Source organism: Bartonella sp. P0282, from assembly GCF_048452985.1.
Taxonomy (GTDB): domain Bacteria; phylum Pseudomonadota; class Alphaproteobacteria; order Rhizobiales; family Rhizobiaceae; genus Bartonella; species Bartonella choladocola.
The window spans coordinates 95554-121395 of the sequence record NZ_WTFO01000002.1 but is presented as its reverse complement, the minus strand read 5'-3'; the positions used below and the strand labels follow the sequence as shown (position 1 = coordinate 121395).

The 25842-nt window shown below is 46.7% G+C and carries 23 protein-coding genes; 6 read left to right on the top strand and 17 right to left on the bottom strand.

Annotated elements, in window-relative coordinates; genetic code table 11:
* Nucleotides 1-59 precede the first annotated feature (59 nt).
* The 13 genes from lpdA to tpiA all read right to left on the bottom strand — a co-directional run bounded on the left by lpdA (nt 60) and on the right by tpiA (nt 14845).
* A complete protein-coding gene (lpdA, locus tag GQS64_RS05900) occupies nt 60-1520 on the bottom strand; it encodes a dihydrolipoyl dehydrogenase (protein ID WP_198230973.1) in 1461 nt (486 codons plus the stop codon).
* A gap of 93 nt (nt 1521-1613) precedes the next feature.
* Nucleotides 1614-2186: a hypothetical protein gene (locus tag GQS64_RS05895; RefSeq protein WP_198230972.1), complete on the bottom strand. Its 573-nt coding sequence runs from the start codon at nt 2184-2186 to the stop codon at nt 1614-1616.
* A 2-nt stretch (nt 2187-2188) separates the two neighbouring features.
* On the bottom strand, nt 2189-3544 hold the full coding sequence (locus GQS64_RS05890; protein WP_369805245.1) for a pyruvate dehydrogenase complex dihydrolipoamide acetyltransferase: 1356 nt from the start codon (nt 3542-3544) through the stop codon (nt 2189-2191).
* 52 nt (nt 3545-3596) lie between these two features.
* Complete coding sequence (locus GQS64_RS05885) at nt 3597-4994, bottom strand: pyruvate dehydrogenase complex E1 component subunit beta (RefSeq protein ID WP_077991817.1); 1398 nt, start codon at nt 4992-4994, stop codon at nt 3597-3599.
* 17 nt (nt 4995-5011) lie between these two features.
* Nucleotides 5012-6052 (bottom strand): pyruvate dehydrogenase (acetyl-transferring) E1 component subunit alpha, encoded by a 1041-nt coding sequence (gene pdhA, locus GQS64_RS05880; protein ID WP_077991815.1) that lies wholly within the window; start codon nt 6050-6052, stop codon nt 5012-5014.
* Between the two features lie 129 nt (nt 6053-6181).
* Nucleotides 6182-6511, bottom strand: a complete 330-nt coding sequence (locus GQS64_RS05875; protein ID WP_077991813.1) for an FtsB family cell division protein — start codon at nt 6509-6511, stop codon at nt 6182-6184.
* A gap of 310 nt (nt 6512-6821) precedes the next feature.
* Nucleotides 6822-7232 carry a TM2 domain-containing protein gene (locus GQS64_RS05870; RefSeq protein WP_198230970.1) on the bottom strand — a complete coding sequence of 137 codons (411 nt, stop codon included), beginning with the start codon at nt 7230-7232 and terminating at the stop codon, nt 6822-6824.
* A 205-nt stretch (nt 7233-7437) separates the two neighbouring features.
* Nucleotides 7438-8712: a phosphopyruvate hydratase gene (eno, locus tag GQS64_RS05865; RefSeq protein ID WP_077991811.1), complete on the bottom strand. Its 1275-nt coding sequence runs from the start codon at nt 8710-8712 to the stop codon at nt 7438-7440.
* Between the two features lie 91 nt (nt 8713-8803).
* Nucleotides 8804-9637, bottom strand: a complete 834-nt coding sequence (gene kdsA, locus GQS64_RS05860) for a 3-deoxy-8-phosphooctulonate synthase (RefSeq protein WP_077991810.1) — start codon at nt 9635-9637, stop codon at nt 8804-8806.
* 547 nt (nt 9638-10184) lie between these two features.
* Entirely contained in the window at nt 10185-11813 is a 1629-nt protein-coding gene (locus GQS64_RS05855; RefSeq protein WP_077994508.1) for a CTP synthase, read from the bottom strand.
* Between the two features lie 288 nt (nt 11814-12101).
* Nucleotides 12102-12734, bottom strand: a complete 633-nt coding sequence (locus GQS64_RS05850) for a L,D-transpeptidase (protein WP_077994506.1) — start codon at nt 12732-12734, stop codon at nt 12102-12104.
* Between the two features lie 797 nt (nt 12735-13531).
* Nucleotides 13532-13999, bottom strand: coding sequence for a preprotein translocase subunit SecG (secG, locus tag GQS64_RS05845; RefSeq protein ID WP_198230969.1), 468 nt, complete (start codon nt 13997-13999; stop codon nt 13532-13534).
* Between the two features lie 81 nt (nt 14000-14080).
* Entirely contained in the window at nt 14081-14845 is a 765-nt protein-coding gene (tpiA, locus tag GQS64_RS05840) for a triose-phosphate isomerase (protein ID WP_077991807.1), read from the bottom strand.
* A 160-nt stretch (nt 14846-15005) separates the two neighbouring features.
* Between tpiA and GQS64_RS05835 the strand changes: the two genes are divergently transcribed.
* Genes GQS64_RS05835 through glp form a run of 5 tightly spaced genes read left to right on the top strand, consistent with a single transcriptional unit; the run spans nt 15006 to nt 20428 of the window.
* The gene (locus GQS64_RS05835; protein WP_077991806.1) at nt 15006-16895 is read left to right on the top strand and encodes a peptidyl-prolyl cis-trans isomerase; all 1890 of its coding nucleotides are present in this window, start codon (nt 15006-15008) and stop codon (nt 16893-16895) included.
* A 7-nt stretch (nt 16896-16902) separates the two neighbouring features.
* A complete protein-coding gene (gene trpD, locus GQS64_RS05830) occupies nt 16903-17919 on the top strand; it encodes an anthranilate phosphoribosyltransferase (RefSeq protein WP_077991804.1) in 1017 nt (338 codons plus the stop codon).
* Nucleotides 17920-17924: 5 nt separating this feature from the next.
* The gene (trpC, locus tag GQS64_RS05825; RefSeq protein WP_198230968.1) at nt 17925-18716 is read left to right on the top strand and encodes an indole-3-glycerol phosphate synthase TrpC; all 792 of its coding nucleotides are present in this window, start codon (nt 17925-17927) and stop codon (nt 18714-18716) included.
* Between the two features lies 1 nt (nt 18717).
* Nucleotides 18718-19221 carry a cyclic pyranopterin monophosphate synthase MoaC gene (gene moaC / locus GQS64_RS05820; protein WP_198230967.1) on the top strand — a complete coding sequence of 168 codons (504 nt, stop codon included), beginning with the start codon at nt 18718-18720 and terminating at the stop codon, nt 19219-19221.
* Entirely contained in the window at nt 19202-20428 is a 1227-nt protein-coding gene (gene glp / locus GQS64_RS05815; protein ID WP_198230966.1) for a gephyrin-like molybdotransferase Glp, read from the top strand. The genes moaC and glp overlap by 20 nt, the downstream gene beginning before the upstream one ends.
* 15 nt (nt 20429-20443) lie before the next feature.
* Here glp and GQS64_RS05810 read toward each other — a convergent pair whose 3' ends face one another.
* The 4 genes from GQS64_RS05810 to yajC all read right to left on the bottom strand — a co-directional run bounded on the left by GQS64_RS05810 (nt 20444) and on the right by yajC (nt 24691).
* Nucleotides 20444-21295, bottom strand: coding sequence for a phytoene/squalene synthase family protein (locus tag GQS64_RS05810; RefSeq protein ID WP_198230965.1), 852 nt, complete (start codon nt 21293-21295; stop codon nt 20444-20446).
* Nucleotides 21292-21678, bottom strand: a complete 387-nt coding sequence (locus tag GQS64_RS05805) for an Mth938-like domain-containing protein (protein ID WP_077991794.1) — start codon at nt 21676-21678, stop codon at nt 21292-21294. The genes GQS64_RS05810 and GQS64_RS05805 overlap by 4 nt, the downstream gene beginning before the upstream one ends.
* Nucleotides 21678-23918: a protein translocase subunit SecD gene (secD, locus tag GQS64_RS05800; RefSeq protein ID WP_198230964.1), complete on the bottom strand. Its 2241-nt coding sequence runs from the start codon at nt 23916-23918 to the stop codon at nt 21678-21680. Before secD ends, GQS64_RS05805 begins: the two co-directional genes overlap by 1 nt.
* 245 nt (nt 23919-24163) lie before the next feature.
* Nucleotides 24164-24691 carry a preprotein translocase subunit YajC gene (gene yajC / locus GQS64_RS05795; protein ID WP_198230963.1) on the bottom strand — a complete coding sequence of 176 codons (528 nt, stop codon included), beginning with the start codon at nt 24689-24691 and terminating at the stop codon, nt 24164-24166.
* Between the two features lie 260 nt (nt 24692-24951).
* Here yajC and GQS64_RS05790 point away from each other — a divergent pair, with 260 nt between their 5' ends.
* On the top strand, nt 24952-25815 hold the full coding sequence (locus tag GQS64_RS05790) for an ATP-binding protein (RefSeq protein WP_198230962.1): 864 nt from the start codon (nt 24952-24954) through the stop codon (nt 25813-25815).
* Nucleotides 25816-25842 lie beyond the last annotated feature (27 nt).

Genomic DNA, 25842 nt, shown 5'->3' with positions numbered 1-25842 from the left:
TCTTTCCCACTTCATATGGAGTATAAGCATCAAGATTGCAATTCACTTCTTGATGTTTGTCAGGCGTTCAACACCTGACCATATGCATCCAGAACACTTTCCTTCATCATTTCCGAAAGTGTGGGATGAGGGAAGACTGTATGCATCAATTCTTCTTCGGTGGTTTCAAGATTCATAGCAACCACAAAACCTTCAATCAATTCTGTTACTTCTGCACCAACCATATGTGCACCAAGCAATTGGCCGGTTTTCTTGTCAAATATGGTTTTGACAATTCCCTGATCCTCGCCCATGGCAATTGCCTTGCCATTAGCCGAGAACGAAAAATGCCCGACCCTTATCTCGTAGCCTGCGGCCTTGGCCTTTGCTTCCGTAAGCCCGACAGAGGCAACTTGCGGTGTGCAATAGGTGCAACCGGGAATCTTTTTCTTGTCCAACGGTTCGGCCGTTTCAAGCCCTGCAATATGCTCGACACAGATCACACCTTCTTCTTCAGCCTTATGGGCAAGCATCGGTGCCCCGGCAACATCACCGATAGCATAAATACCGGCGACATTGGTGCGTCCCCATTCATCAATCACAACACAGCCGCGTTCGGTTTTTACTCCTAACGCTTCCAGGCCGATGTTTTCTATATTGCCCTGCACGCCGACTGCAGAAATCAAACGATCGGCAGTGATTGTCTCGGTTTTGCCATTTATATCAATATGGGCTGTCACAGAATTGGACGTTTTCTCGATTTTCGAGACTTTCGCTTCGGTCAGAATCCGGATGCCCTTTTTCTCCAACTGCTTGCGGGCGAAAGCGGAAATTTCCGCATCTTCAACCGGCATGATTTGCGGCATCATTTCCACAACTGTAACTTCCGCCCCCATGTCACGATAAAAGGAGGCAAATTCGATTCCGATAGCGCCCGAGCCCATAACGACAATGGATTTCGGCATGGTTGCCGGAACCATCGCCTCAAAATAGGTCCAAACCAGTTTGCCGTCGGGTTCGATACCAGGCAAAGTGCGCGGACGCGCGCCGGTTGCGACAATAATATGTTTGGCCTGATATGTCCCCTCGCCCAATGTGCCCTTGGGAACGGGATTTTGCGGCTGCATAATTTTTTTGGTTATTTTTCCGACAACGATTTCGCCAAGTCCACCGTCTGTCGCGGCCTTTGTCAACTTGGCTTCGCCCCAGATAACATCAATCTTGTTCTTCTTCATCAAATAGCCGACACCTGCGTTAAGGCGGGCAGAAACATTGCGGGAACGCTGGACAACATCCTTTATATCCGCTTCGATCGAACCATTGAGTTTCAAACCATAATCTTTGGCATGTTCGCTAAAATGCTTGATTTCTGCTGTTCTAAGCAGTGCTTTTGTCGGGATACATCCCCAATTAAGACAGATGCCTCCGAGGTGTTCGCGTTCGACAATTGCAGTTTTAAAGCCTAATTGTGCTGAACGGATTGCGGTCACATATCCGCCGGGGCCAGAACCTATAACAATAACATCATACGAATTTGCCAATTTTTCCTCCATGGGGAAAGATAGAGCGAGAGGCCGGGAACGACATGCACCAATGGTTGAAGCCCTTTGCCAATTGCTTTTGTGTTGTTTTCATCAATGCACACCATCAAGTGGTGACACAAGAGGGACAGACGCCGCGTCGAAGAAGGCACATTCCATCTCGTCAGCAATATCCGGTGAGAAACTTGCGAGCTTTCCCGATTTGGCAACAGTGCCGTTAAAAAGCCCGCTACGCAAGGGATGGATTGTTTCTGCCGCATGAGGCAGCGAAACAAAAATAATTTCCGATGGTTCGCTTTGCAGTAGATGAGAACGGGAGCGGACGTTTTCAGCCGGTCTTTCCATTCCTTCACTTGCTGCCAATCTTTTCCTTGCAACACATGTTTTCACGTCATTTGTTGCAAGCATAATCATTCCGAGATCAAACGGCCAGCCAAAGCCTGAAACCTTGGAAAATCTCGTCGAACCATCACGAATTCCGATTGAAGTTGTATCGTTGAAACAGTTCATGCATCTGCACAATGCCGCCTCTACAACTTCAACCGGGCCTTCAAATTGCTGTTCCGGCACACGGGGCCAACGAATTTCGTTTGCGTGACGTGTTTGGTTTATCGGATTTAATCCCCGTGACGGGGTATCTCCATAAGCCGGAACAGTTTTTTTCATTATTACACCAACATGCTCATCGGGTTTTCAATGAACTTTTTGAAGGCTTGTGCGAGTTCTGCTGCGAGTGCACCGTCTACTGCGCGGTGGTCGGTTGATAATGTAACCGACATCACAGTGGCAATAGCCAATGCACCGTTTTTGACAACAGCACGCTGTTCACCGGCACCGATCGCAAAGATCGTTGCATGTGGCGGGTTGATAATGGCGCAGAAATCTTTGACACCATACATACCCATATTGGAAACGGCAGTTGTTCCACCCTGATATTCTTCGGGTTTCAACTTGCGTTCGCGCGCCCGTTTTGCCAGATCTTTCATTGCATTGGAAATCGTCGAAAGCGATTTTTCCTCGGCATGTTTGATGATCGGAGTAATCAAGCCGTTCGGAATGGAAACGGCGACCCCGACATCCACAAATTTATGGCGCATCATACCGCTATCAAGCCACGAAACATTGGCATCCGGAACGGCTTTAAGTGCCAAAGCAGTCGCTTTGATAACCATATCATTGACCGAAAGTTTATAAGCCGGTTTTTCGCCTGCACTCGTTTTAACCATCGGAGCTGCCGCATTCAATTCGGCACGCAATTTCAACAAGGCATCAAGCTCGCAATCGATTGTGACATAAAAATGCGGAACTGTGTGTTTTGATTCAACCAGACGTTTGGCAATGGTTTTGCGCATACCATCGTGAGGAACAATCTCGTATTCATCGGTATTGAAGAGCTTCAATACCTGTTCGTCCGATGACGAGCTACCAGCCGAAGCGGGAGTTTCGACAGCCTGTGCAGTCGCAGGCGCAGCCTTACCGGTACCATTTGCCAATGCCGCATCAATATCGCGTTTGATGATGCGTCCATGTGGTCCTGTACCTGAAATAAGCTCCAATTGAAGCCCGTTTTGTTTTGCAAGCCGGCGAGCCAACGGGGAAGCGAAAATCCGGTTTCCTTTGTCTGTCACCGGAGCTTTGGAAGCCGGAGGCACAGCAGTTGCCGGAGCGGGATTTGGACTGGCGGCTGCGGCAACAGGCGCGCTCGCATCGGCTTTCTGCGGGGCAGCAGCAGGCGAAGCCGGTTGCGCGGTTGCCGGAGAAGGTGAAGCCTGTTTCTTTTCTTCGTCTTCAATCGCTTTAATAGCATCCTCGGCACTTTCACCATCTTCCGCCAGAATACCGATCAATGCATTGACTTTCACGCCTTGTGTGCCGGCAGGAACAACGATTTTTGCAAGTGTTCCCTCGTCTGCCGCATCCACTTCCATCGTTGCTTTATCGGTTTCGATTTCGGCAACCGTATCACCGGGGGAAACCTTATCTCCGACTTTGATGTCCCACTTTGACAAAGTTCCTTCTTCCATAGTCGGAGAAAGCGCCGGCATCGTAATTTTAATAGCCATAGTGCAGTCTCCTTCAGGCTTTGTAAGTGACAGATTTTACAGCGTCGACGACCTCGGCAACGCTCGGCAAGGCAAGCTTTTCGAGATTCGCCGCATAAGGCATCGGAACGTCCTTGCCGGCAATTGTGGCAATCGGTGCATCAAGATAATCAAATGCCTGCTGCATCACACGGGTAGCAATTTCAGTTCCGACAGATGATTGCGGGAAACCTTCTTCGATGGTTACCAGACGACCTGTTTTCTTCACCGATTCGATAATTGTCGGCAAATCCATAGGACGAACTGTCCTCAAATCGATCAACTCGACATCAATTCCGAGTTTCTCGAATTCAGGCAGTGCTTCAACTGCATAATTCATTCCCATGCCCATACCGACGATCGTAACATCGTTACCGGCCTTATGGATACGGGCTTTTCCTATCGGCAAAACAAAATCATCCAGTTTCGGTACATCGAACTGATGGCCGTAAAGCAATTCGTTTTCAAGGAAAATGACCGGATTATCATCGCGGATTGCAGCTTTTAAAAGACCTTTTGCATCTGCGGCAGTATAAGGCATGATAACCTTCAAGCCCGGCACATGACTGTACCAGGAAGCATAGCACTGGGAATGCTGGGCACCAACGCGCGAAGCCGCTCCATTCGGACCACGGAAGACCATCGGTGCGTGCATCTGTCCGCCTGACATATAATGTGTCTTGGCAGCCGAATTTATAATCTGGTCGATTGCCTGCATCGCAAAATTGAACGTCATGAATTCAACAACCGGACGCAAGCCACCAAAAGCCGCCCCAACGCCAAGACCGGCAAATCCCTGTTCGGTAATTGGCGTATCAATGACACGTCGTGCGCCGAATTCATCAAGCAGCCCCTGACTGACCTTATAAGCACCCTGATATTGCGCAACTTCTTCGCCAATCAGAAAAACCTTGTCATCACGGCGCATTTCTTCTGCCAAAGCTTCATTCAAAGCTTCACGAACCGTCATTTTGACCATTTCTGTTCCTGCCGGAATATCCGGATCGGACTGGACAACAGGTTGCGAAGGTTTCGGCGCAGCAGCAACAGACGCGGCTGGTGCAGCTTGAGCAGGTGCAGCAGGTTGCGGTGCTTTGGGAGCCGCTTCTTTTGCAGGATTAACCGCATTTTTAATGTCTGCCACTGTTTCACCATCTTCCAGCAGAACAGCAATAGGCGTATTGACTTTCACACCCTCTGTTCCTTCCGGAACAAGAATCTTGCCGATTGTTCCTTCATCGGCAGCATCGACTTCCATCGTTGCTTTATCGGTCTCGATTTCGGCAATAACATCACCGGCTTCGACTTTATCGCCTTCCTTTTTGACCCATTTTGAAATTTTGCCTTCTTCCATTGTGGGCGAAAGCGCCGGCATCAAGATATCAATAGACATAGTCGCTTTCCTCGCTATTAAAGAAGAACATCGGTATAGAGTTCGGAAACATCCGGTTCAGGATCGTTTTCCGCAAAGTCTGCTGCATCGGCAACAACAGCACGAACCTTTTTGTCAATCTCTTTCAGTTCGTCTTCGGTTGCCCAACCCTTTTTAATACAACGGTTCTTCACCTGATTGATCGGATCATGTTCGGTCTTGACTTTTTCAACTTCTTCCTTGGTGCGGTATTTTGCCGGATCCGACATCGAGTGGCCGCGATAACGGTATGTTTGCATGTCAAGAATAATCGGGCCTTTGCCTGAACGTGCCCAGGCGACGGCCTCATCGGCTGCCGATTTTACAGCGCAAACGTCCATACCATCGACAACATAGCCGGGAATTTCAAAAGACAAACCACGACGTGAAAAATCGGTCTCGGCAGAAGCACGAGAAACTGCCGTTCCCATTGCATATTGGTTGTTTTCAATCACGTAAACGACAGGAAGTTTCCAAAGCGAAGCCATATTGAAGCTTTCATAGACCTGCCCCTGATTGGCCGCACCGTCACCGAAATAGACAAGCGTTACATTGTCGCGTCCCAAATATTTGTTGGAGAACGCCAAACCCGTTCCGATCGGCACTTGGGCTCCGACAATGCCATGCCCGCCAAAGAAATTTTTCTCCTTGGAAAACATATGCATCGAACCGCCCTTTCCCTTGGAAAAGCCGTCTTTGCGGCCGGCAAGCTCGGCCATAACACCGCGGGGGTTCATGCCTGTCGCCAGCATATGACCATGATCGCGATAGGAAGTAATAACCTGATCGCCTTCCTTGATCGCTTTGACTGTGCCGGTTACCACCGCTTCTTGCCCGATATAGAGATGGCAGAAGCCGCCGATAACGCCCATGCCATAAAGCTGACCGGCTTTTTCTTCAAACCGTCGGATTAAAAGCATATCGTGATAAAACTGAAGTTCTTCTTCTTTGGTAAATTCCGCCGGCTCAGGTGATCTGGCGGTATTGGTTAATACGGTCTGCGTCTTTTTCGCAGAAGTTTTTTTAGCCCGTGCTGCCATATTAAACTCCCTTAATTGGTGTTTTAAAAAATACGCTTTCCCCGCCGAACATACAAGCACTATAAATGTTTGTAAAACGTGGTGTAAAATATTGATATGATTGTTTTTTAAGAAATGAACAGAATTTTTTTATTTTGACAGATCACCTTGACCCGTCAGGATAACAAATTCATTCGGCTTGGAAAGATTTAAATTTTTACGGGCATATTCATCAAGCATATCGCGTTCGATATGCCCGTCTTTTAAAAGTGAAACCTTTTTTTCAATTCCTTTACGTTGCTCTTCAAGAGATTTCAGCTCGTTATTGAGACTATCAATATGCTGTTCTACTTTGACGCGCGAATATAATCCATATTCACCGTGATAAATGTGGTAGCCAAAATAGCTGAGCACACCAATTGTCATAAGCGGCAATATAAATCGCCCCTTGATTGATCTGCGTTTCTGTTTTGTCCACATCATATTCTTTCCTGTCGAGCTTCTATCAGTCATGCACGATTTTGATTAAAGATAGATTACCGGAAGACTAAATTCCGAAAAAACAAAACAAACTGAAATATCGCGCGCCCCCTGCCATTATCAAACCGCAAAACAATTGCCAGCAGGCAAATACCCGATCACAATAAATGAATGTTTGGTCACGAAGAAACAATGTTCTCCTATTTTCCGGTCAGAGAATGAAAAGCCGAAATTAACCCTGAGCTATATCCGATCATGACAAAAATTCCTGCCCTTTCCGGCGTTCATCCATTTATCGGAAATGATTGGCTTAAAGATATTCGCTCGTAATCGGATTTCCATCTTTGTCTTTGAATTTTCCCATAAGAATCACGATAAAGTCTATAATTGTCCAGATCAGGGAGATGATCGAACCGAAAACCGTGATTGTGAGAAGAAGCATCAACACGCCTGTACCAATTTTTCCGACCATAAAACGATGTACACCGAAAATCCCGAAAAACCAGCAAACGATTGCCAGAACAACTTTTGAATGCTTGCTGTCGGTTCGCAACGGGAATATATTTTTTGCAAAAACGCCTTCAGCAACAAAATCGACTTCCCGTCCCTCGGAAGGTTCCCCCTTGCCGTGCCAGTCAAGCCGCGAAAATTCATATCGGTTGCCGTCAAATCCCGAAATAAGACCTTTGTTCCTGTTGTAGCTTATAATCGAACCGCGCATGAAAACTCCTGATCTTTGCGTGACAAGTTGCAAAATCACCAATCTGATCGGCAATCAATTTTGCACTTTTTTAAATTCAAATCCGATGAGTTGGAATTACCCGATTAAATAAGTAACAAACTTGAAAAAACGAGTCTCAAAAACGCAAAAAAAGCGGGCATCATGCCCGCTCTTGAAAATCAAAATTGGTAAAGCCGTTTTTCAATCAGATACGAAAAGCCGAAATACCGGCATAACGTGCCTGGGAACCAAGCTCTTCTTCAATCCTTATCAATTGATTATATTTGGCAAGCCGGTCGGAACGGGCAAGAGAACCTGTCTTGATCTGTCCGCAATTGGTGGCAACAGCAAGATCGGCTATGGTCGAATCCTCGGTCTCTCCCGAACGGTGAGACATAATAGCCGTATAGCCGGCCTTATGGGCGGTTTCGACAGCATCGAGCGTTTCACTCAAAGTACCAATCTGGTTGACTTTGACGAGCAAAGAATTGGCAACACCCATTTTGATACCGTCGCGCAAACGTGCAGAATTGGTCACAAACAAATCGTCACCAACGAGTTGGCACTTTTTGCCGATGCGATCGGTCAGAATTTTCCAGCCATCCCAGTCGTCTTCGGCCATACCGTCTTCGATTGTAATAATCGGAAAATCGGAAATGAGCTTTTCGAGATAATCGGCCTGTTGTTCGGCATTGCGTGTTTTGCCTTCGCCCGAATAAACATATGATCCGTTTTTGTAAAATTCCGATGACGCACAATCAAGACCGAGTGCAACCTGTTCACCCGGTTTGTAACCGGCAGCTTTGATCGATTCCACAATAAATTCGAGTGCTGCTTCTGCACTCTTGAGATTGGGAGCAAAACCGCCCTCGTCACCGACATTGGTGTTAAGACCTGCATCTTTCAAACGTTTTTTCAATGTATGGAAGATTTCTGCCCCGTAACGTACTGCTTCCTTGATTGTGGGTGCACCGACCGGCAAAATCATGAATTCCTGAAAATCGATCGGGTTATCGGCATGAACGCCGCCATTAATAATATTCATCATCGGTGTCGGCATCAAATGGGCTTGTGTGCCGCCAACATAGCGATAAAGCGGAAGACCGGCAGAATTTGCTGCCGCTTTGGCCGCTGCCAAAGACACACCGAGAATAGCATTCGCTCCAAGACGTGACTTGTTCGGCGTACCATCAAGTGCAATCATCGCCTCATCAAGCGCAATTTGATCTTCTGCGTCGAGACCACCGAGTTCCTGAAGAATTTCACCGTTGACTGCACTTACGGCTTTTTCAACCCCTTTGCCTTGATAGCGAGAGCCACCATCGCGCAATTCGACAGCCTCATGGGCGCCGGTCGATGCGCCTGAGGGTACAGCAGCCCGACCAAACGCACCATCTTCCAACACAACATCGACTTCAACAGTCGGATTTCCACGACTATCCAGAATTTCACGGCCAACAATATCTACAATTGCAGTCATCTCACGTTTCCTTCCCGTTCAGGGTTCGTTATTTTTCAATGAATAGACAAACTCTCTTTATGAGGGAATACCCATTGCCTTATAAAATCGATTAAAGTTTTTTTGCCAGCCGGTCAAATGCCATTAATGTTTCAAGCAGATGTGGCAGGTTTTCAAGCTTGACCATATTCGGTCCGTCAGACGGCGCATGGTCGGGATCCTGATGCGTTTCAAGAAAGACACCTGCTACACCGACTGCGACAGCTGCACGTGCAAGTGTTTCAACAAATTCGCGTTGTCCTCCCGAAGATGTGCCCTGCCCGCCCGGTTGCTGGACAGAATGCGTCGCATCAAAAATGACCGGAGAACCGAATTGCGCCATGATCGGGAGTGCACGCATATCCGAGATCAATGTGTTATAACCGAAAGAAACACCTCTTTCACAAGCCATCACATTCGGATTTCCGCTTTCGGTAATTTTCGCCAGCACATTTTTCATATCCCACGGGGCGAGAAACTGGCCTTTCTTGACATTGATAACGCGCCCTGTTTTGGCAGCAGCAATCAACAGGTCGGTTTGTCTGCAAAGAAAAGCGGGGATTTGCAACACATCGACATGAGGGGCAACAATTGCACATTGTTCTTCGGTATGAATATCGGTCAAAACCGGAACTTTGAACTCGCGCTTCAAATCGTCAAAAATATCCATTGCCTTTTCAAGACCAATACCACGCTTGCTATTGAGCGATGTGCGATTGGCCTTGTCAAAACTTGATTTATATACAAAACCGATGCCCAGTTTTTCTGTAATCTCCTTGATCTTGCCTGCCATATCGAAAGCGTGCTCGCGGCTTTCCATCTGGCAAGGGCCGGCAATAATTGAAAGGGGCGCACTATTGGAAAATTTAACATTACCCACGGTGACAGTGCTATTCGGTTTTGTCATTTGATCCTCTAATCCAGTCATTTTGACATGATCTTTACTGATTGTCAGACCTTACCTTATAAAACCCGAACTGTTCAATATCATTGTTTCGGAACAGTCCTGAAAAGCTGAAAACTCTTTCCCAAAAAATTCTGTTTCAACCTTATGAATTTTTTTATTTATGAGAAGCTCCGATAACGGGGGCTATTAATAATATTTGATCGGCCATGACGATTTGAGAGTTATGCCAATTGGAAGTTATGCCAGTAGGAATTTATGCCGGTAGGAATTTATGCCAGTAGGAATTTGTGCCGGTTGAAAGCCATTATTGCGACAGTTCGATCGGACCTTTCCCGAATTTTAAATTTTCAAAACGTCTTGCTGAATGACCCGTTATAAAGCCGAACCCGGAACCGGCATTTTCCATACAAAAAACAGTTTTTGAACACTATGAAAATCTTGATTATTTTGATCGGCTGAAGCCTGAGGCCGGCGCAACAAAAAGCCTTGCAAATGCGCATCCCGTGCAATTTGCAAGGCCTGAAATTTTTGAAACTACAAGCTTCGGTTATACCAATCGGCTTTGTACCATTGCAGCCTTGATAAAGGAGGCAAAAAGCGGATGTGGCTCAAACGGACGAGATTTCAATTCCGGATGATACTGAACGCCTATAAACCAGGGATGATCTTGATATTCTATCGTTTCCGGCAAGACACCATCCGGTGACATGCCGGAAAAAATCAGGCCGCAATTTTCGAGCCTTTCCTTATAGTCTATATTGACCTCGTAGCGATGACGATGACGCTCGAAAATATCGGTTTTGCCGTAAATCTTTGCAATAGCACTATCTTCCTTCAAAATGGCTTCATAAGCACCCAGACGCATCGTGCCGCCAAGATTTCCAGACTCGGCACGTTTTTCGAGATCATTTCCTTTAAGCCATTCTGTCATCAGACCGACCACCGGTTCATCGGTCGGACCAAATTCGGTGGAAGACGCATTCTTGATGCCGACAAGATTTCGCGCGGCTTCAATACAGGCCATTTGCATACCGAAACATATACCGAAGAATGGAACTTTACGTTCGCGGGCAAAACGGATTGCCATAATCTTGCCTTCGGCACCACGTTCCCCGAAAGCACCCGGAACAAGAATGCCGTGAACTTTCTCCAAATAAGGAGCCGGATCTTCTTTTTCAAAAATTTCCGATTCTATCCATTCGAGATTGACCTTGACCTTATTGGCAAGGCCACCATGCGTCAAAGCTTCATTCAACGACTTATAGGCATCTTTCAAGCCGGTATATTTACCGACAACCGCAATCGTCACTTCACCTTCCGGATTATGAAGCCGACGGTTGATTTCAACCCACTGATCCATTTTCGGTTCAGGCGCAGGATCAATTCCGAAGGCAGCAAGCACTTCCGAGTCAAGCCCCTCGCGATGATAGGCGATCGGGACATCGTAAATCGTATCGACATCAAGTGCCTGAATAACTGCCGAAGGACGGACATTGCAAAAGAGTGAAAGCTTGCGACGCTCCGATTCCGGAATAGGACGATCGGCACGAACCAACAAAATATCCGGTGCGATACCAACCGATTGCAATTCCCTTACCGAATGTTGTGTCGGTTTGGTTTTCAATTCACCGGCAGCAGGAATATAGGGCATCAATGTAAGATGCATATAAACCGTTGTATGGGGAGGCAATTCATTATGAAGCTGCCGGATTGCTTCCAGAAACGGCATCGCTTCAATATCACCGACAGTGCCGCCGATTTCGCACAAAACGAAATCGTAATTTTCATTTCCTTCCATGATGAAATTTTTAATTTCATCGGTAACATGAGGAATGACTTGAACTGTCGCACCGAGATAGTCGCCGCGCCGCTCGCGTTCGATGATATTCCGATAAATCCGGCCGGTCGTGATATTGTCCTGCTTATTGGCAGAACGGCCGGTAAAACGCTCGTAATGTCCGAGATCAAGATCGGTTTCGGCTCCGTCATCTGTCACGAAGACTTCACCATGTTGGTAAGGTGACATCGTGCCCGGATCAACGTTGAGATAAGGGTCGAGCTTGCGAATCCTCACACGGTACCCGCGAGCCTGTAACAATGCAGCTAAAGCTGCTGCGGCAATGCCTTTTCCAAGGGAAGAAACCACGCCACCAGTAATAAAAACATATCGTGCCATGGGCTTATGGAGATAACCGTTCATTGATGATTCTTCCAGCAAAAAATTGGGTTTTATGCAAATTTTCTGTCTTTTGCATTTCGTTTTCAAATCCCTTTAAAGGATTGAAATAGCGTTCCTGACAGTTCCGTCTTAAAGCATTTTATAATGAGAACCAAAAGACAAACTTCAACAACCGGTCGAAGAAAAGCTAACGAAATGATTCATATTTTCACTTCAACCAATTGTATTCATTCAATAAAAAAGCCCCGTCATATACGGGGCTTTGAACTTTTTCATTCTGTCAAGTTACAGCACAACGACTTCTGTGCCGACATCGACACGATCATAAAGATCAAGGACATCATCATTAATCATACGGAAACAACCGTTTGACGCCGAGGAGCCGATTGTCCACGGCTGCACTGTTCCATGAATACGGATATAGGTGTCTTTATCACCCTGCCAAAGATAAAGAGCACGTGCGCCGAGCGGATTTCCTGGCCCACCATCCATACCATTGGCAAATTTTGCATAATGTTCCGGACTGCGTTTCACCATGTCTTTTGTCGGAATCCAGCGTGGCCATTCCCGTTTGAAACGTATATTTGCAGTTCCTTTAAACTGTAGACCAATTTTACCGACGGCAATTCCATAGCGTCTTGCTGTCGTTGGCGTTTCGATCAGGTAAAGAAAATAGTTTTTAGGATCAATTACGATTGTGCCGGGCTTATAGCCAGAAAATGATACTGTCTGCGGACGATATTTTTCCGGAACATTATAGCTTTTTACAGATGGTATCTGCACATGTCCGACAGGAGCGATAGAAGCAACTTGCGCGCTATCCGCATCATTGCTATCAGCGATTTCTTCTGAAAAGGCAACATTGCCCGACAAAAAAAACAAGCCGGACAAACCGGCAATCAATAAACGGTGGTTCATTTCAAGCTCAATTCCGCGACGAAGATTTGAAAGGTTCTTTTGCAATACAAAAAGCTTTGCAATACAATTGCCCTTTCCATACGACCAATTTCGTATCTTCTCAATCTTTTTCAAGTGGTGAAATAAAAGATGATGAATTGCTATGGCAGCAATGCAACACATTTTTAAGAATGATTCAAAACGTGCATAGAGCGCTCTATTTTGACAAACATTTTGCCGATAGTGAAAGACTTCAACGAATTTTCTTGATCGTTACAAAATAACAACCAATTTCAATCATTTGGAAGAAATTTCTCGAACCTTTTCATCTTGATTTCTTGAACTTTTTCACCTTGATATTGCACGCCCCCTCCTCTTTTGCTGCCTATTTTCCGGTTTTCAACTTTAAAAGTCTTCTATTTTGAACCGGCATGTTTCACACATGTCTATTGTTTTCCCCGCACCTCCTCAATAGGAGCGCCCAATCCTGTTGTCACAGAACCTCGTTAACAGAATCTTTTTGAATAGGTTAATGATAACATTTAGCCGATCTGCTGCATTAGTGAACGAATACAAGCCGAAACACAATTTGCCATATGATTTATTTTATATGATTTGGCAATTGCAGTAATGTTTTGATTGTTAAAGGTTCGGGATCAAACAGAAAGATTATCTCCGGATATTCAAAATCGAACCTCGTAAAAAGGCATAATCCTTAAAAAAATTCAGTACCGCACAAAATCACCACTATGCAAAAAGAGCGAAAACGCTCTTTTTGAATTTTTTACGAAAAACCGGAAACAGAAATATTCCTGCCATCAATTATTCGGAACGGGATTTTCCGGTTGTTGAGGAACCGGATTCTGTTCTGCCGGCGTTCCTGTGCTGTTTTGAGGCTGCGAGCTGTTCTCGCTGCTGTTTCCATCCTTGCCGCCGAGCTGTTCAAAAATCGTCGGTTCTTTTGAATTGTCGGCAGGTGCTTGTCCGGTTCCGGTTGACGGTGCATTCTCTACAGGTGTTTTTGCATCATTCACCGGAATACGGTTGATAATATCGGCGCCAGGTTTGGAGACACTATCCAGCACCACCAGCGCGATAGATGTCGCAAAAAAGCAGATAGCCAGAATCGCAGTTAAACGCGTCAACGCATTTTTTGTGCCGCGTGCAGTCATGAAACCGGAACCGCCACCAATACCGAGACCACCACCCTCCGAACGTTGAATTAACACAACGCCGACAAGTGCAATGACAATTAAAAGGTGGATGACAATCAATACTGTCTGCATAAGCTCTGCTCTGATGTTACTGTTCGCCGCTCTTTACACGCAAATTACACATATTCCAAGAGGTGCAATGAAAAACTTTAGTTATAATTTACGATAAGCACTGCAAATTGCCAAAAAATCGCTCGCTTTCAAGCTTGCGCCGCCAATCAACGCACCGTCCACGTTTTCAACACCTAAAAGTTCGACTGCATTGGACGGTTTTACCGATCCGCCGTAAAGGAGACGGAAGAGCAGTCCGGACTGACCAAAGCGTGCCACCAGTTCATCACGCATAAATTTGTGGACTTCACCCACATCTTCGGCTGTTGGAGTTTTACCTGTGCCGATTGCCCAAACGGGTTCATAGGCTATCACAGTATTTTGCGGTGTAGCACCATCGGGAACAGAACCGGCCAATTGTTTCTTGATAATATCGAGTGTTTTGCCACTTTGACGTTCTTCCAGCTTTTCACCGACACAGATGATGGCAACCATTCCGGCACGCCAAGCTGCTTCGGCTTTCTGACGAACGAGTTCATCTGTCTCGTGATGGTCATTGCGCCGTTCCGAGTGACCGACAATGACATAACTTGCACCGGCTTCCTTGAGCATCGGAGCCGAAATATCGCCGGTATGCGCACCAAAGTCTGCAGTGTGGCAATCCTCGCCGCCGAGACGAAGCTTTTCGCCATCAAGGCTGTCGGCCGCACGTGACAATAACGTGGCGGGCACACAAATAAGTGCCTCGAACAGCCGGCCGAAATCCGAATTGACACCGGCGGATATAGCCCGTAATTCGGCGAGAGATTCGCCGGTTCCGTTCATTTTCCAATTTCCTGCAACAAGCGGTCGAACATTCGGTGTCATGATTTTACCTCAATAACAGTCTTAAAACGGCGCATTAATCGCCTTAACTAACAAATTGCACCATTAAAGCAAGTCTTAAACCTTGCATATTGCGCGTCTTTGTTGCACATCCTATCAGAGCTTTCTGCTGAAATGAAGCCAATTAAAACGGAATTAGCCAATGCTTGATACAATACGAAGTGCTGTCAATTCTTGGGTCGCCAAGGTTTTTCTCGGTTTACTTGTTCTATGCTTTGTACTTTTATGGGGGGTACCGGAATTAAGAAAAACCAGTGGTCACGATTTATTCATCTCCGGAAAATCAACGATCAAAGCCGATGCTTACAGGCTTGCACTGCGCGACCAGATAATGCGTTTTTCAGTTGCCAATCGTATGCAGCGTTTGCTTTCGGAAGGTGAAGCACAGCAATATGGTATCCCGCAATTGGTGTTGGCTCAGCTTCAACAGGATGTTCTGTTGGACGAACAGGCGCGGCTTATGAAAATCGGTGTCTCCAAAGACGGTATTGCGCGTGCTATCGGAGCTGACCGGTTCTTCCAGCAGGATGGGCATTTCGATCGCAATCTCTTTAACGGTTATCTGCGTCAACTCAACACTCATGAAGGCGATTTTGTCGACTATTATGCGGCAAAAGAAAAACGTGACCAGCTCATCTATTCGGCGACCGGCTCCATGAAAGCACCCGCCGTTTTCTATTCGGCATTACTGAACTATCGCGGCGAAACACGCTCGGCAGACTATCTGGTTATTTCACCCAAAGAAGCCGGCAAGCTTGAGGAGCCGACAGAAGACAACCTGCAAAAATGGTTTGACGCTCACAAGAGCGAATTTCACGCCCCCGAATATCGTCAGGTCACGCTTATGGAGATGACTCCCGAAAGCTTGATAAAACCGGCCGACATTTCAGAGGATGAAGCTAAAGAATATTATAATGCAAATAGTTCACATTTTATCTCTCCTGAAGAACGTACTGTCCAAATATTGCGCTTCAAATCAAGACCGGAAGCTGATGATGCTTCCGCAAAGCTTAGAGGTGGGATGACTTTCGATGATCTTGTCAAATCCGAGCACAAAACGCTTGCTGATATAACCAAAGGGCCTGCTTCAAAGACCGGCTTCCCTTCGACAATTTCTGCCGATATTTTTGGTCTTGAACAGGGTAAAGTCAGCGATGTTATCAATGATCTTGAAGGTCCGGTCATCATGCGTGTCGTAAACATTACGCCGCAGGGTCCCATTCCTTTTGAAAAAGCAGAACCGGACATTCGTAACATTCTGGCAAAAAACAATGCTGCCAAGGCCATGCGAGAAGACCATGATGCGATAGAAAATGCCCGTTTCGAGGGGGTATCCCTTGATGACCTCGCAAACCAGTACAAACTTGTTTTACGCAAAATAACAATTGATTCCAAAGCACAAACACCTGCAGGGCAAACCGTTGGTAACCTGCCACAACAATCCATTCTGGTTGATGGAATCTTTCAGGCGGCTGAAGGCGCAGACCTTGACCCTATCGCAATTCAGGGTGGCGGTTATGTCTGGTATCGCATCGACAAAGTCATAAATGCCCGCGATAGAACTCTTGACGAAGTAAAAGACAAAGTTGTGACCGGATGGAAAGCTGACGAAACTCAAAAATTGCTCGACGAGAAAGCTTCGCAACTGGAAAAAGAATTGTCCGATCATAAAACGATTGACGATCTTGCAAAACAACTCGGTGTCACAAAGAAAACAGCCCGCGGGCTAAAGCGCGGCGGTTCGGACGAGGTTCTGGGGAGCGACGGTGTCAATGCCGTGTTTTCAGGACCGAAGGGGCACAGCGGTATCTCAAAAGCTGCCATTCATACCCAACGCATCGTTTATCAGGTAACAGAAGTGGTAGAACCGTTGAATAATGACGAAAAATCTGTCGAAGATAATATAAAAGAAAACATCGATGCCATGATCGAAACCGATCTGCGCATGGAAATGTTGCAGATAGCCAATGAAATCGCACCTGTGAAAGCCAATACAAACAACCTTAGAGCGATTACCAACACTTTCCAATGAGGATCTCATGAGTGACCTAAAACCTTTCATAAACAAGGTCGCAACCGGCGCTTCACTCACAAAAGATGAAGCCGAACAGGCCTTCACGATCATGATGTCCGGCCAGGCGACACCTGCCCAGATTGGCGGTTTTTTAATGTCGCTGAGGGTACGTGGTGAAACAATAGACGAGATTACCGGCGCTGTTGCATCCATGCGCAAAAAAATGTTGCGGGTAGATGCTGTTGAAGGCGCTGTCGATATTGTTGGTACAGGAGGCGATCAATCCGGCTCTTACAATGTGTCAACGGCAACAGCTTTTGTTGTTTCCGGTGCCGGTGTACCGGTCGGTAAACACGGCAATCGGGCACTCTCGTCAAAATCCGGTGCGGCTGACGCTTTGGCGGCACTCGGTGTCAATATTGATGCAACCCCCGAAATGATAGGACGCTGCATCCGCGAAGTGGGGCTTGGTTTTATGTTTGCCCCGACACATCACTCGGCCATGCGCCATGTCGGGCCTGCACGGGTCGAACTTGGCACACGAACAATCTTCAATATACTTGGGCCTCTTTCAAATCCGGCAGGTGTTACCAACCAGTTGATCGGTGTTTTTTCACCGCAATGGGTGGTGCCGATTGCAAAAGTTCTTCAGGGGCTTGGGTCGAAATCGCTCTGGGTTGTGCATGGTAGCGGTATGGATGAATTGACAACCGCCGGTGAAACCGAAGTCGCAGCCCTGAAAGACGGAGTCCTGACAACATTTACCGTCACGCCCGAAGACGCCGGTTTGAAACGTGTTACCATGGCAGACCTCAAAGGGGGTGACCCGCAATATAATGCACGTGCGCTGCGTGCAGTGCTTGAAGGGGCAAAAGGGGCTTATCGTGATATTGTTCTTTTGAACGCTGCCGCCGCCTTTATCATCGCCGGAAAAGCCGACACATTAAAAGAGGGTGTCAAAATTGCCGAGCAGAGTATCGATCAGGGTAAAGCCAAAGAAAAGCTTGAGCAATTGATAAAGGTTTCAAATGACCTTGGATAACGTCAATGAGTGATATTTTAAAGAAAATCGAATCCTATAAACGGCAGGAAATCAGCAAGGCCAAACAGGCCTTGCCACTTGAAAAACTCAAAAGCCTCGCCGCAGAAGCCGATCAACCACGTGGTTTTTATCGTGCATTGAAAGCAAAAGAAGATGCAGGTCTTTTCGGTTTGATTGCCGAAATAAAAAAAGCCAGTCCTTCAAAGGGTCTCATCAGAGAAGATTTTGACCCGCCGGCACTTGCAAAAGCGTATGAAGAAGGGGGAGCTGCCTGTCTTTCTGTTCTCACCGACGCGCCCTCTTTTCAAGGCTCGCCCGAATATTTGCGCTCTGCCCACAGAGCCTGCAATCTTCCTGCCCTCAGGAAGGATTTTCTGTTCGATACCTATCAGGTTTATGAAGCCCGTGCATGGGGGGCGGATTGCATCCTTATCATACTTGCCGCTGTTGATGACGATTTGGCAAAAGCACTGGAAGAAACCGCCTTTGAACTTGGTATGGATGTGCTCATCGAAACGCATAATGAAAATGAAGTTGAACGCGCGTTGAAACTTCGTTCACCTCTTATCGGAGTGAATAACCGCAATTTGCGTAATTTTGAAGTTGATCTTGCCAATTCGGAAAGGCTTTCCCATATGGTCCCTGATGATCGATTATTGGTCGGTGAAAGTGGAATTTTCACCCATGACAATCTGAAAAGATTGGAAAAAAGCAACATTCGTTCTTTTCTGATCGGGGAAAGTTTGATGCGCCAGACTGATGTCGCAAAGGCCACAAAAACCTTGTTAGGGCTATGAAATGACAGATAAACTGACCCATGTGAATGTCAAAGGTGAAGCACACATGGTTGATGTCGGAGGTAAAAGGGAAACTGACCGTACAGCCATCGCACATGGTTCGATAAAGATGGCAAGAGAAACACTCGAAGCAATCGAGAATGGCAATGCCCCGAAAGGCGATGTTCTGGCGACGGCCAGAATTGCCGGTATTATGGGAGCAAAAAAGACATCGGAACTCGTTCCGCTATGTCATCCGCTGATGCTCACAAAAATATCTGTCGACATCACACCCGATCACGATTTACCCGGTTATCAAATTACAGCCACCGTTGGCCTTAATGGAAAGACCGGTGTCGAAATGGAAGCACTGACTGCCGTATCGGTGACTTGTCTGACCATTTATGACATGGCAAAAGCTCTGGATAAAAGCATGGTCATAAGCAATATCTGTTTACTGGAAAAGCGGGGAGGAAAATCTGGCACGTGGAAGCGAGAAGATAAAAATGCCTCTCATCAATGTTGACGAATCTTTAAAACGTTTATTAGCCGCAACGCATACACTTGAAAGCGAGCTGACGCCGCTTGCTGAAATCGGTGAAGCACAAGTGCTTGCACAAGATGTCATTGCAGAACTGACAGAGCCGCCCTTTCGTTCATCTGCGATGGATGGTTACGCCATACGCTATCAAGATTACGAACAGAACAGAGAATTCGACCTCGTAGGAGAATCAGCTGCTGGCAAAGGCTATAGCGGAAAAATCGGGAAAAACGAAGCAGTCCGCATATTTACGGGTGCTCCCGTTCCCGATGATGCCGACACAGTGATTATTCAAGAAGATGCAAAGCTTGAAGGCAACCGTGTCAGTTTTACGAAAGCACCCGAAGCGGGAGCCAATATCCGGCCCAGAGGGGGAAATTTTCAAAAAGGCGACAGCGTTCTTGAAAAAGGACGGATTATGACACCGTCGGCCTTGGCACTTTGTGCCTCGACCGGGCATGGAGCGGTCGAAGTTGTCAAAAGACCTAAAATTGCAATACTTGCAACCGGAAACGAACTCGTAGAGGCAGGCGAAATTCCGGGAAAAGACCAGATTGTTTGCTCGAATTCCTACGGCCTTGCCTATCTTGTCAGAGCGCATCATTGTGATGTCGTCGATCTCGGCATTGCTCGCGATAACGAAGAATCGATCCGTGAAAAAATTGAACGTGCAAGGGAAGAAAAAGTTGATCTCCTCGTCACGAGCGGCGGGGTTTCGGTTGGTAAATATGACCTCGTGCAAACGGTATTGAAGTCGGAAGGTATGAAACTCGACTTCTGGAAAGTGGCAATGAGGCCGGGAAAACCGTTAATGTTCGGCGTTTTGCCTGACGATCACAAAATGTTGGTACTGGGGCTTCCCGGAAATCCGGTCTCCAGCATGGTTTGCGGTCATATTTTTCTGGTGCCGATATTGGAAAAACTATCCGGACGCAATTATCGTCCGCATATTGAAGATGCGCTTCTTGCGGTTCCGCTTCCCGAAAACGGCCCAAGGCGTCATTTTGTCCGTGCCAATCTGACTGTCAATTCAAAAGGCGAGCGCTGGGTCACACCGGTTCGCAGTCAGGATTCGTCGTTGATACGATTAATGGCCAATGCCGATTGTCTCATCATCCGCGAGGAAAATGGAACGCCCCTTCAGGTTGGAGAACCCTGCCGTATTTTCATTCCCGAAGGTGCAGGCTTATAGTTTTCCAATATAGCTTTATAGTTTCGGCATGCGTCCACTCAAAGCTGCTTTTGTAATCAGCAGATAATGGCGAAGGGGCGAAGGTGTCACACATTCCTTGAATGCGAGTGCACCTTTCTTTTCAATCTTCTTCAATGCCTCCGGTATAATTGCCAGAGGCAAAAAAGCCGGTTTAACGGCTGCATCGAGTGTCCGATAATGGTGATAGAATTCCCGATAATGTTTTTCAGCCAACCCGATTGCGGCACTCAACATTTTTTCCTGCCGTTCCACGGGCTTTTGCGTCGTTTTTGAAACGAGGTAATCATCCGCAGTCGGTTCAACCATAGTCTTCGGAAAATACTGTTTTCCGTGTGCCTTTATCAAAGGAAGCGAACGCAAGAGCCGACACACGACATCCGCGACACCGCCATGCCCCGAAGCGTCCGCTGTCTGCGACGAAGCATTCCGATCAAGAATTCGACATGCCAGCTCCAAAAGAGCACTTGCTGTTTCCCCACAATAGCCTTCAAGGCTTGTCACGTCGGGCATTTGGTCGTCATAAAAGTCGAACACACGTGCGTCACAATAGCGTAATAAGGCCGCTTTCGGTAATTCGTATTTATGGATAGTGGAAAGCAATGCACTTAACACAGGATTGCCCTCTCCCGTTTTATCGGCTTCGATCGCATCACGCCACCAGTGTAAGCGAATTTCGCCGATCATCGGTTCACGTACAGTTTCCGAAATGCGATTCATCTCTACATTGAAAGCAAAAAGGCTCGCCAAGCCTTCGCGGTGGCATTGCGGCGCGAATAAAATCGAAAGATAGCGATCTCTATCGCTCTCTTTTAAAAGTCTGAAACAATGGGAAATATCCTCGTTCATTCAACTGCATAGAAGATTGCAGCAACCGCACGATCTTCTGCGAGAAGTACGTTGAATGTGCGGACTGCCGCACCGGTGCTCATTGTGTCAGCCGAGATATGTTTGTTATGCAATAAAGTTCGCAAATTTTGCGGTAGCCGCAACAGGTTTTCTCCTGTTCCGACAAGCAACACTTCAATTTTATCCGCTTCATCCAGAATATGTTGCATATCAGCCATTTCCGGCACGGGGGCTTTCATTTCAATCCCGTATATGCCCGATGGAACGCAAACAATCGAACCCCGATGGGACATGTCTGCAAAGCGGAACCCGCCATTTCCATAAGCATCAATTGGCGCACGTCCTGGAAAATGCGCTTCCTTCATCTTGATTGCATCAGACATTACAAACCTTTGTCGCCAGTCTGATTTGGCTTCACTTTCAAAAGTACAAGCAGCGGACCAGCTATAAATATAGACGAATACGTACCTATGATTATACCAATGAGCAGCACTGATGCAAAATCTTTCATGTCTGCACCGCCAAAATAATAAAGCGGAAGGTGCGCAACCAAAGTCGCAAGCGATGTCAAAATTGTACGCGATAATGTACGGTTGATAGCAATATCAACGAGACTGCGCATATCTATCGCGCCGCGCTTTTTAAGAAGCGAACGCACCCGATCATAGACGACGATCGTATCATTGAGCGAATAACCGATGATAGCGAGTAATGCTGCAATGCTCCAAAGATTGAACTGCCATTGGAACAAAAGAAAAATGCCAACAAGAATAATAATATCGTGTACCGTCGTCAAAACCGCACCAACGGCAAATTGCCAGCGGAAACGCAATAAAACATAAATAAATATCGCCAGCAAAGATACGAAAATGGCAAGCGCACTGACACGGCTCAACTCGGTTGAAACAGTCGGCCCGACTATATCAAGGCGCTGCAATGTATAATCATTTCCGAATTCGCCCCGAAGTTTTACTGCAACGGTTTGTTCTGCATCCTCGCCGTTGCCTTGGCTGGCAATCGTCAATTCCGCTTCCGAAGGTTTTTTTGTCGGCGAAACATTGACACCGCCGATATTGAGGTCGGAGACGCGATCAGCAATGTCATAAATATCGGCTTTACCGTTTTTTGCCTCCAGCACTGCAAGCGACCCACCGGCAAAGTCGATGCCGTAATTGACCCCTGCTGTTACATAAAGGCTGCCGGTCAAAATAATCAGAACAGTCGATACTGCGAGTGTTATTTTGCCCAGTTTCATAAAGCGGATACTGGTATTCGGCGGGATAATGCGAATAATGCGTTGCGGAATTTCGCGAGGATGAAATGTCCTGATCCACCAACTTATCATCATCCGTGTGAAGGTAAATGTTGTGAAGAGTGATGTCAGAATGCCGATCGTAACAGTCAGTGCAAAGCCGTGAATCGGGCCTGTTCCCAACATAAAGAGCACAAGGGCGGCGATGAAAGTTGTGACATTGGCGTCGACTATCGTGCTCATTGCACCGGAAAATCCGGCTTCGACCGCCTGCGTAACCGAATAATTGTTGCGCCGTGCTTCACGTATACGTTCATAAATCAAAATATTGGCGTCAACCGAAACGCCGATTATCAGGACAAGACCGGCAAATCCGGCAAGCGTTAGCGGAGTGCCGATAATGCTCAAGACTGCAACCAGCATCATCAAATTGGCGGCCAGTGCGACATCTGCCGTCAATCCGAGTAAACCGTAGGACAAGATCATGAACACGGCGACAATGACAAGAGCTCCGAAAGCCGCGTGAAGACCGGCTTTAGCGTAGGCAGTGCCGAGATCGCCCCCTACAGTCCGTTCTTCAATGAAGGTCAGATCTGTCGGCAAAGGACCTGTTGTGAGCACCGTTTCGAGATTGTGTGCAACGTCATCCGGCAATGGCCCCACACGAATATAACCATCGTTGATAGGGACAGGAAATCTCATAGCGGCCAGAACTTCATTGTCGAAAACAATGATGAGGCGCTTATCAGGATTTTTTCCGGTAAATCCGGAAAGCTTCTGCTCCCCTTCACTATCCAGTGCAACAGTCAGCAATGACCCGTTTTTGTTTTTTTCCGCATAAGCACCGGCAATGTTGTCATTGGTGAGAAATGGCGGCTCTTTCAACAAATAGCTTACCGGCGGATCATCCATCGAATAGGTAACGATCGTCCCTTCAGGACGAGCGATTTTACCCATAACAACTTCATTGACCGGAACAGATGTATCTTCTTCATAAAGCGAAAAACGGGCAGTAACGCTGACTATATCTTTGAGAAGTTGGACATCGAAGAGACCTGGAACTTCAATGCGGATTTTATCCCTGCTTTGCTTGGCAATGGAATAGTCTTTGAAACCGGCAGCCCCTATATCAAGCCGCCTTTTCATGACATCTATCGTAGCGTCACGTTTATCAAGTTCATTCTTTGGTAATTGAACCACAAGGCGTGAACCGCCCTGTAAATCGACACCCATCGGCAAATGAAGCGTAGAATAAAATTTTGGCAGGTGGTCAAGAACAGTGCGAGGCAAAATATTTGGTAATGCGACAACAACACCAAGCAGCACGATCACCCAGATCAGAAGCCGTTTCCAGCGAGGAAAATAAAGCATAAGCAGGCTCCCGAATTTACCTCGAAATTTACTTCCTTGAAAACTGAAATCACCACCCGATCATAACGCTTCTACCCGAAAACGTAACACAAGCGCGCGGCCACCTTTTTTTTAAAAAGATTTAACCGCCAGTTTCCAGAGGAATGCCAACAATGATTGCATTCCCGAGAATCAACGATTCCCGTTTAACGGGAATCATCTTTAGCAAACTTGAAAAAAACGTCAAATAGCCGTTTTAACTTTACTCACGCTCCGGTCTTTTCGTGACTTTCCGAAGTATCGGTATTTTTTTGAGCTCCGGATGTTTCAGCCTCGTGGGCGTTCTGGTCTGCCTGTTCGTCTTCGGTTTTTTCTTCAGTCTGAACATTGTCCTGACGGCCTGCATCGGTAAGCTGTTTTTTACCCTTTTTCGCTTTCAAAGCCGGTTTTTGCCTTGGCTCGGATACAGGCTCACCCTTGACTTCGACCGTCAGAATTTTTGACCGCAAGACACGAACACGTGTATTTTCAGCAATTTCCACCTCTAACTCGCCAGTGGCATCGCCGATGACTTTTGTAACGCGACCGATAAGACCACCTTCAGTCACCACTGTATCACCACGACGGATAGCATTAAGCATTTCCTGACGCTTTTTCATCTGGTTACGTTGTGGCCGTATAATGAGAAAATACATGATGACGAATATCAGAATAAAAGGTGCAAACGTCATCAAAGTTGACACTTCCCCCGTCGAACCACCAGCGGCCTGTGCATAAGCGTTGGTAATAAACATTAACTATCTCCTAGCTTTGGTAGCGGGCATCACCCGTTTTGGACATATCCGTTTTGGACATATTCGTTCAATCGATAAGTCGAACTTCACGATTTACATGGTCGAAGCTCGATCAACCGCTTCAAGCGGTCACCATTCAATCCTAGGCATTAAAGCTTTGCCCTTGATAACGCAACCGACAAAGCTTTCAAGAAGAAAAATTTTGGTTTTATTCTCACACGTGATAATGACATACGTAAAACAATTGGCGGAAGATTCAAATGACTGATGAAACATTAAACCGTAAACTCGATCAATTGATTGCAATATTGTCGCGCATGGCACCGCCTGAAGTTACTCCCCTTGATATGGATCAATGCGACTGCTTTGTCTGGAACCCTGAAAAATTGACGCTCAATCCGGTCAAACATGTAAACAGGGTCGATATTGATCTTATCAAAGGCGTCGATCAGGCACGTGATGCGCTCATTGAAAATACGCGCCAATTTGCCAACGGCTTGCCCGCTAACAACGTTCTTCTTTGGGGCGCGCGTGGCATGGGAAAATCTTCACTGGTAAAATCCGTTCAGGCAAAAATTAACCAGCAAAATAAAGACAAACGTCCCCTAAAACTGATTGAAATCCATCGCGAGGATATAGGAACACTTCCCGTATTGTTAAGTGAACTCAGAAAAACACCCTATAGATCCATTATTTTCTGTGATGATCTGTCGTTCGATCAGGATGATACCTCTTACAAGTCGCTCAAAGCCGCTCTCGATGGCGGTGTTGAAGGGCGTCCGGAAAATGTTCTTTTTTATGCAACCTCGAACCGTCGTCATTTGATGCCGCGCGAAATGATCGACAATGAATCGTCGACGGCTGTCAATCCATCGGAAGCGATTGAAGAAAAGGTCTCGCTTTCGGACCGATTCGGTTTATGGCTCGGCTTCCACAAATGTGGTCAGGATGAATATCTCGATATGATTGACGGATATGTCCGTCATTACGGGCTTGATGAACCACTGGATAAAGTCCACCACGACGCACTTGAATGGGCAACAACGCGTGGAAACCGTTCGGGGCGTGTCGCATGGCAATTTATTCTCGCCCTTGCCGGTCGTTTAGGCAAGAAACTCGATTGAAAACATCATTATGGAAATCACAAAAAA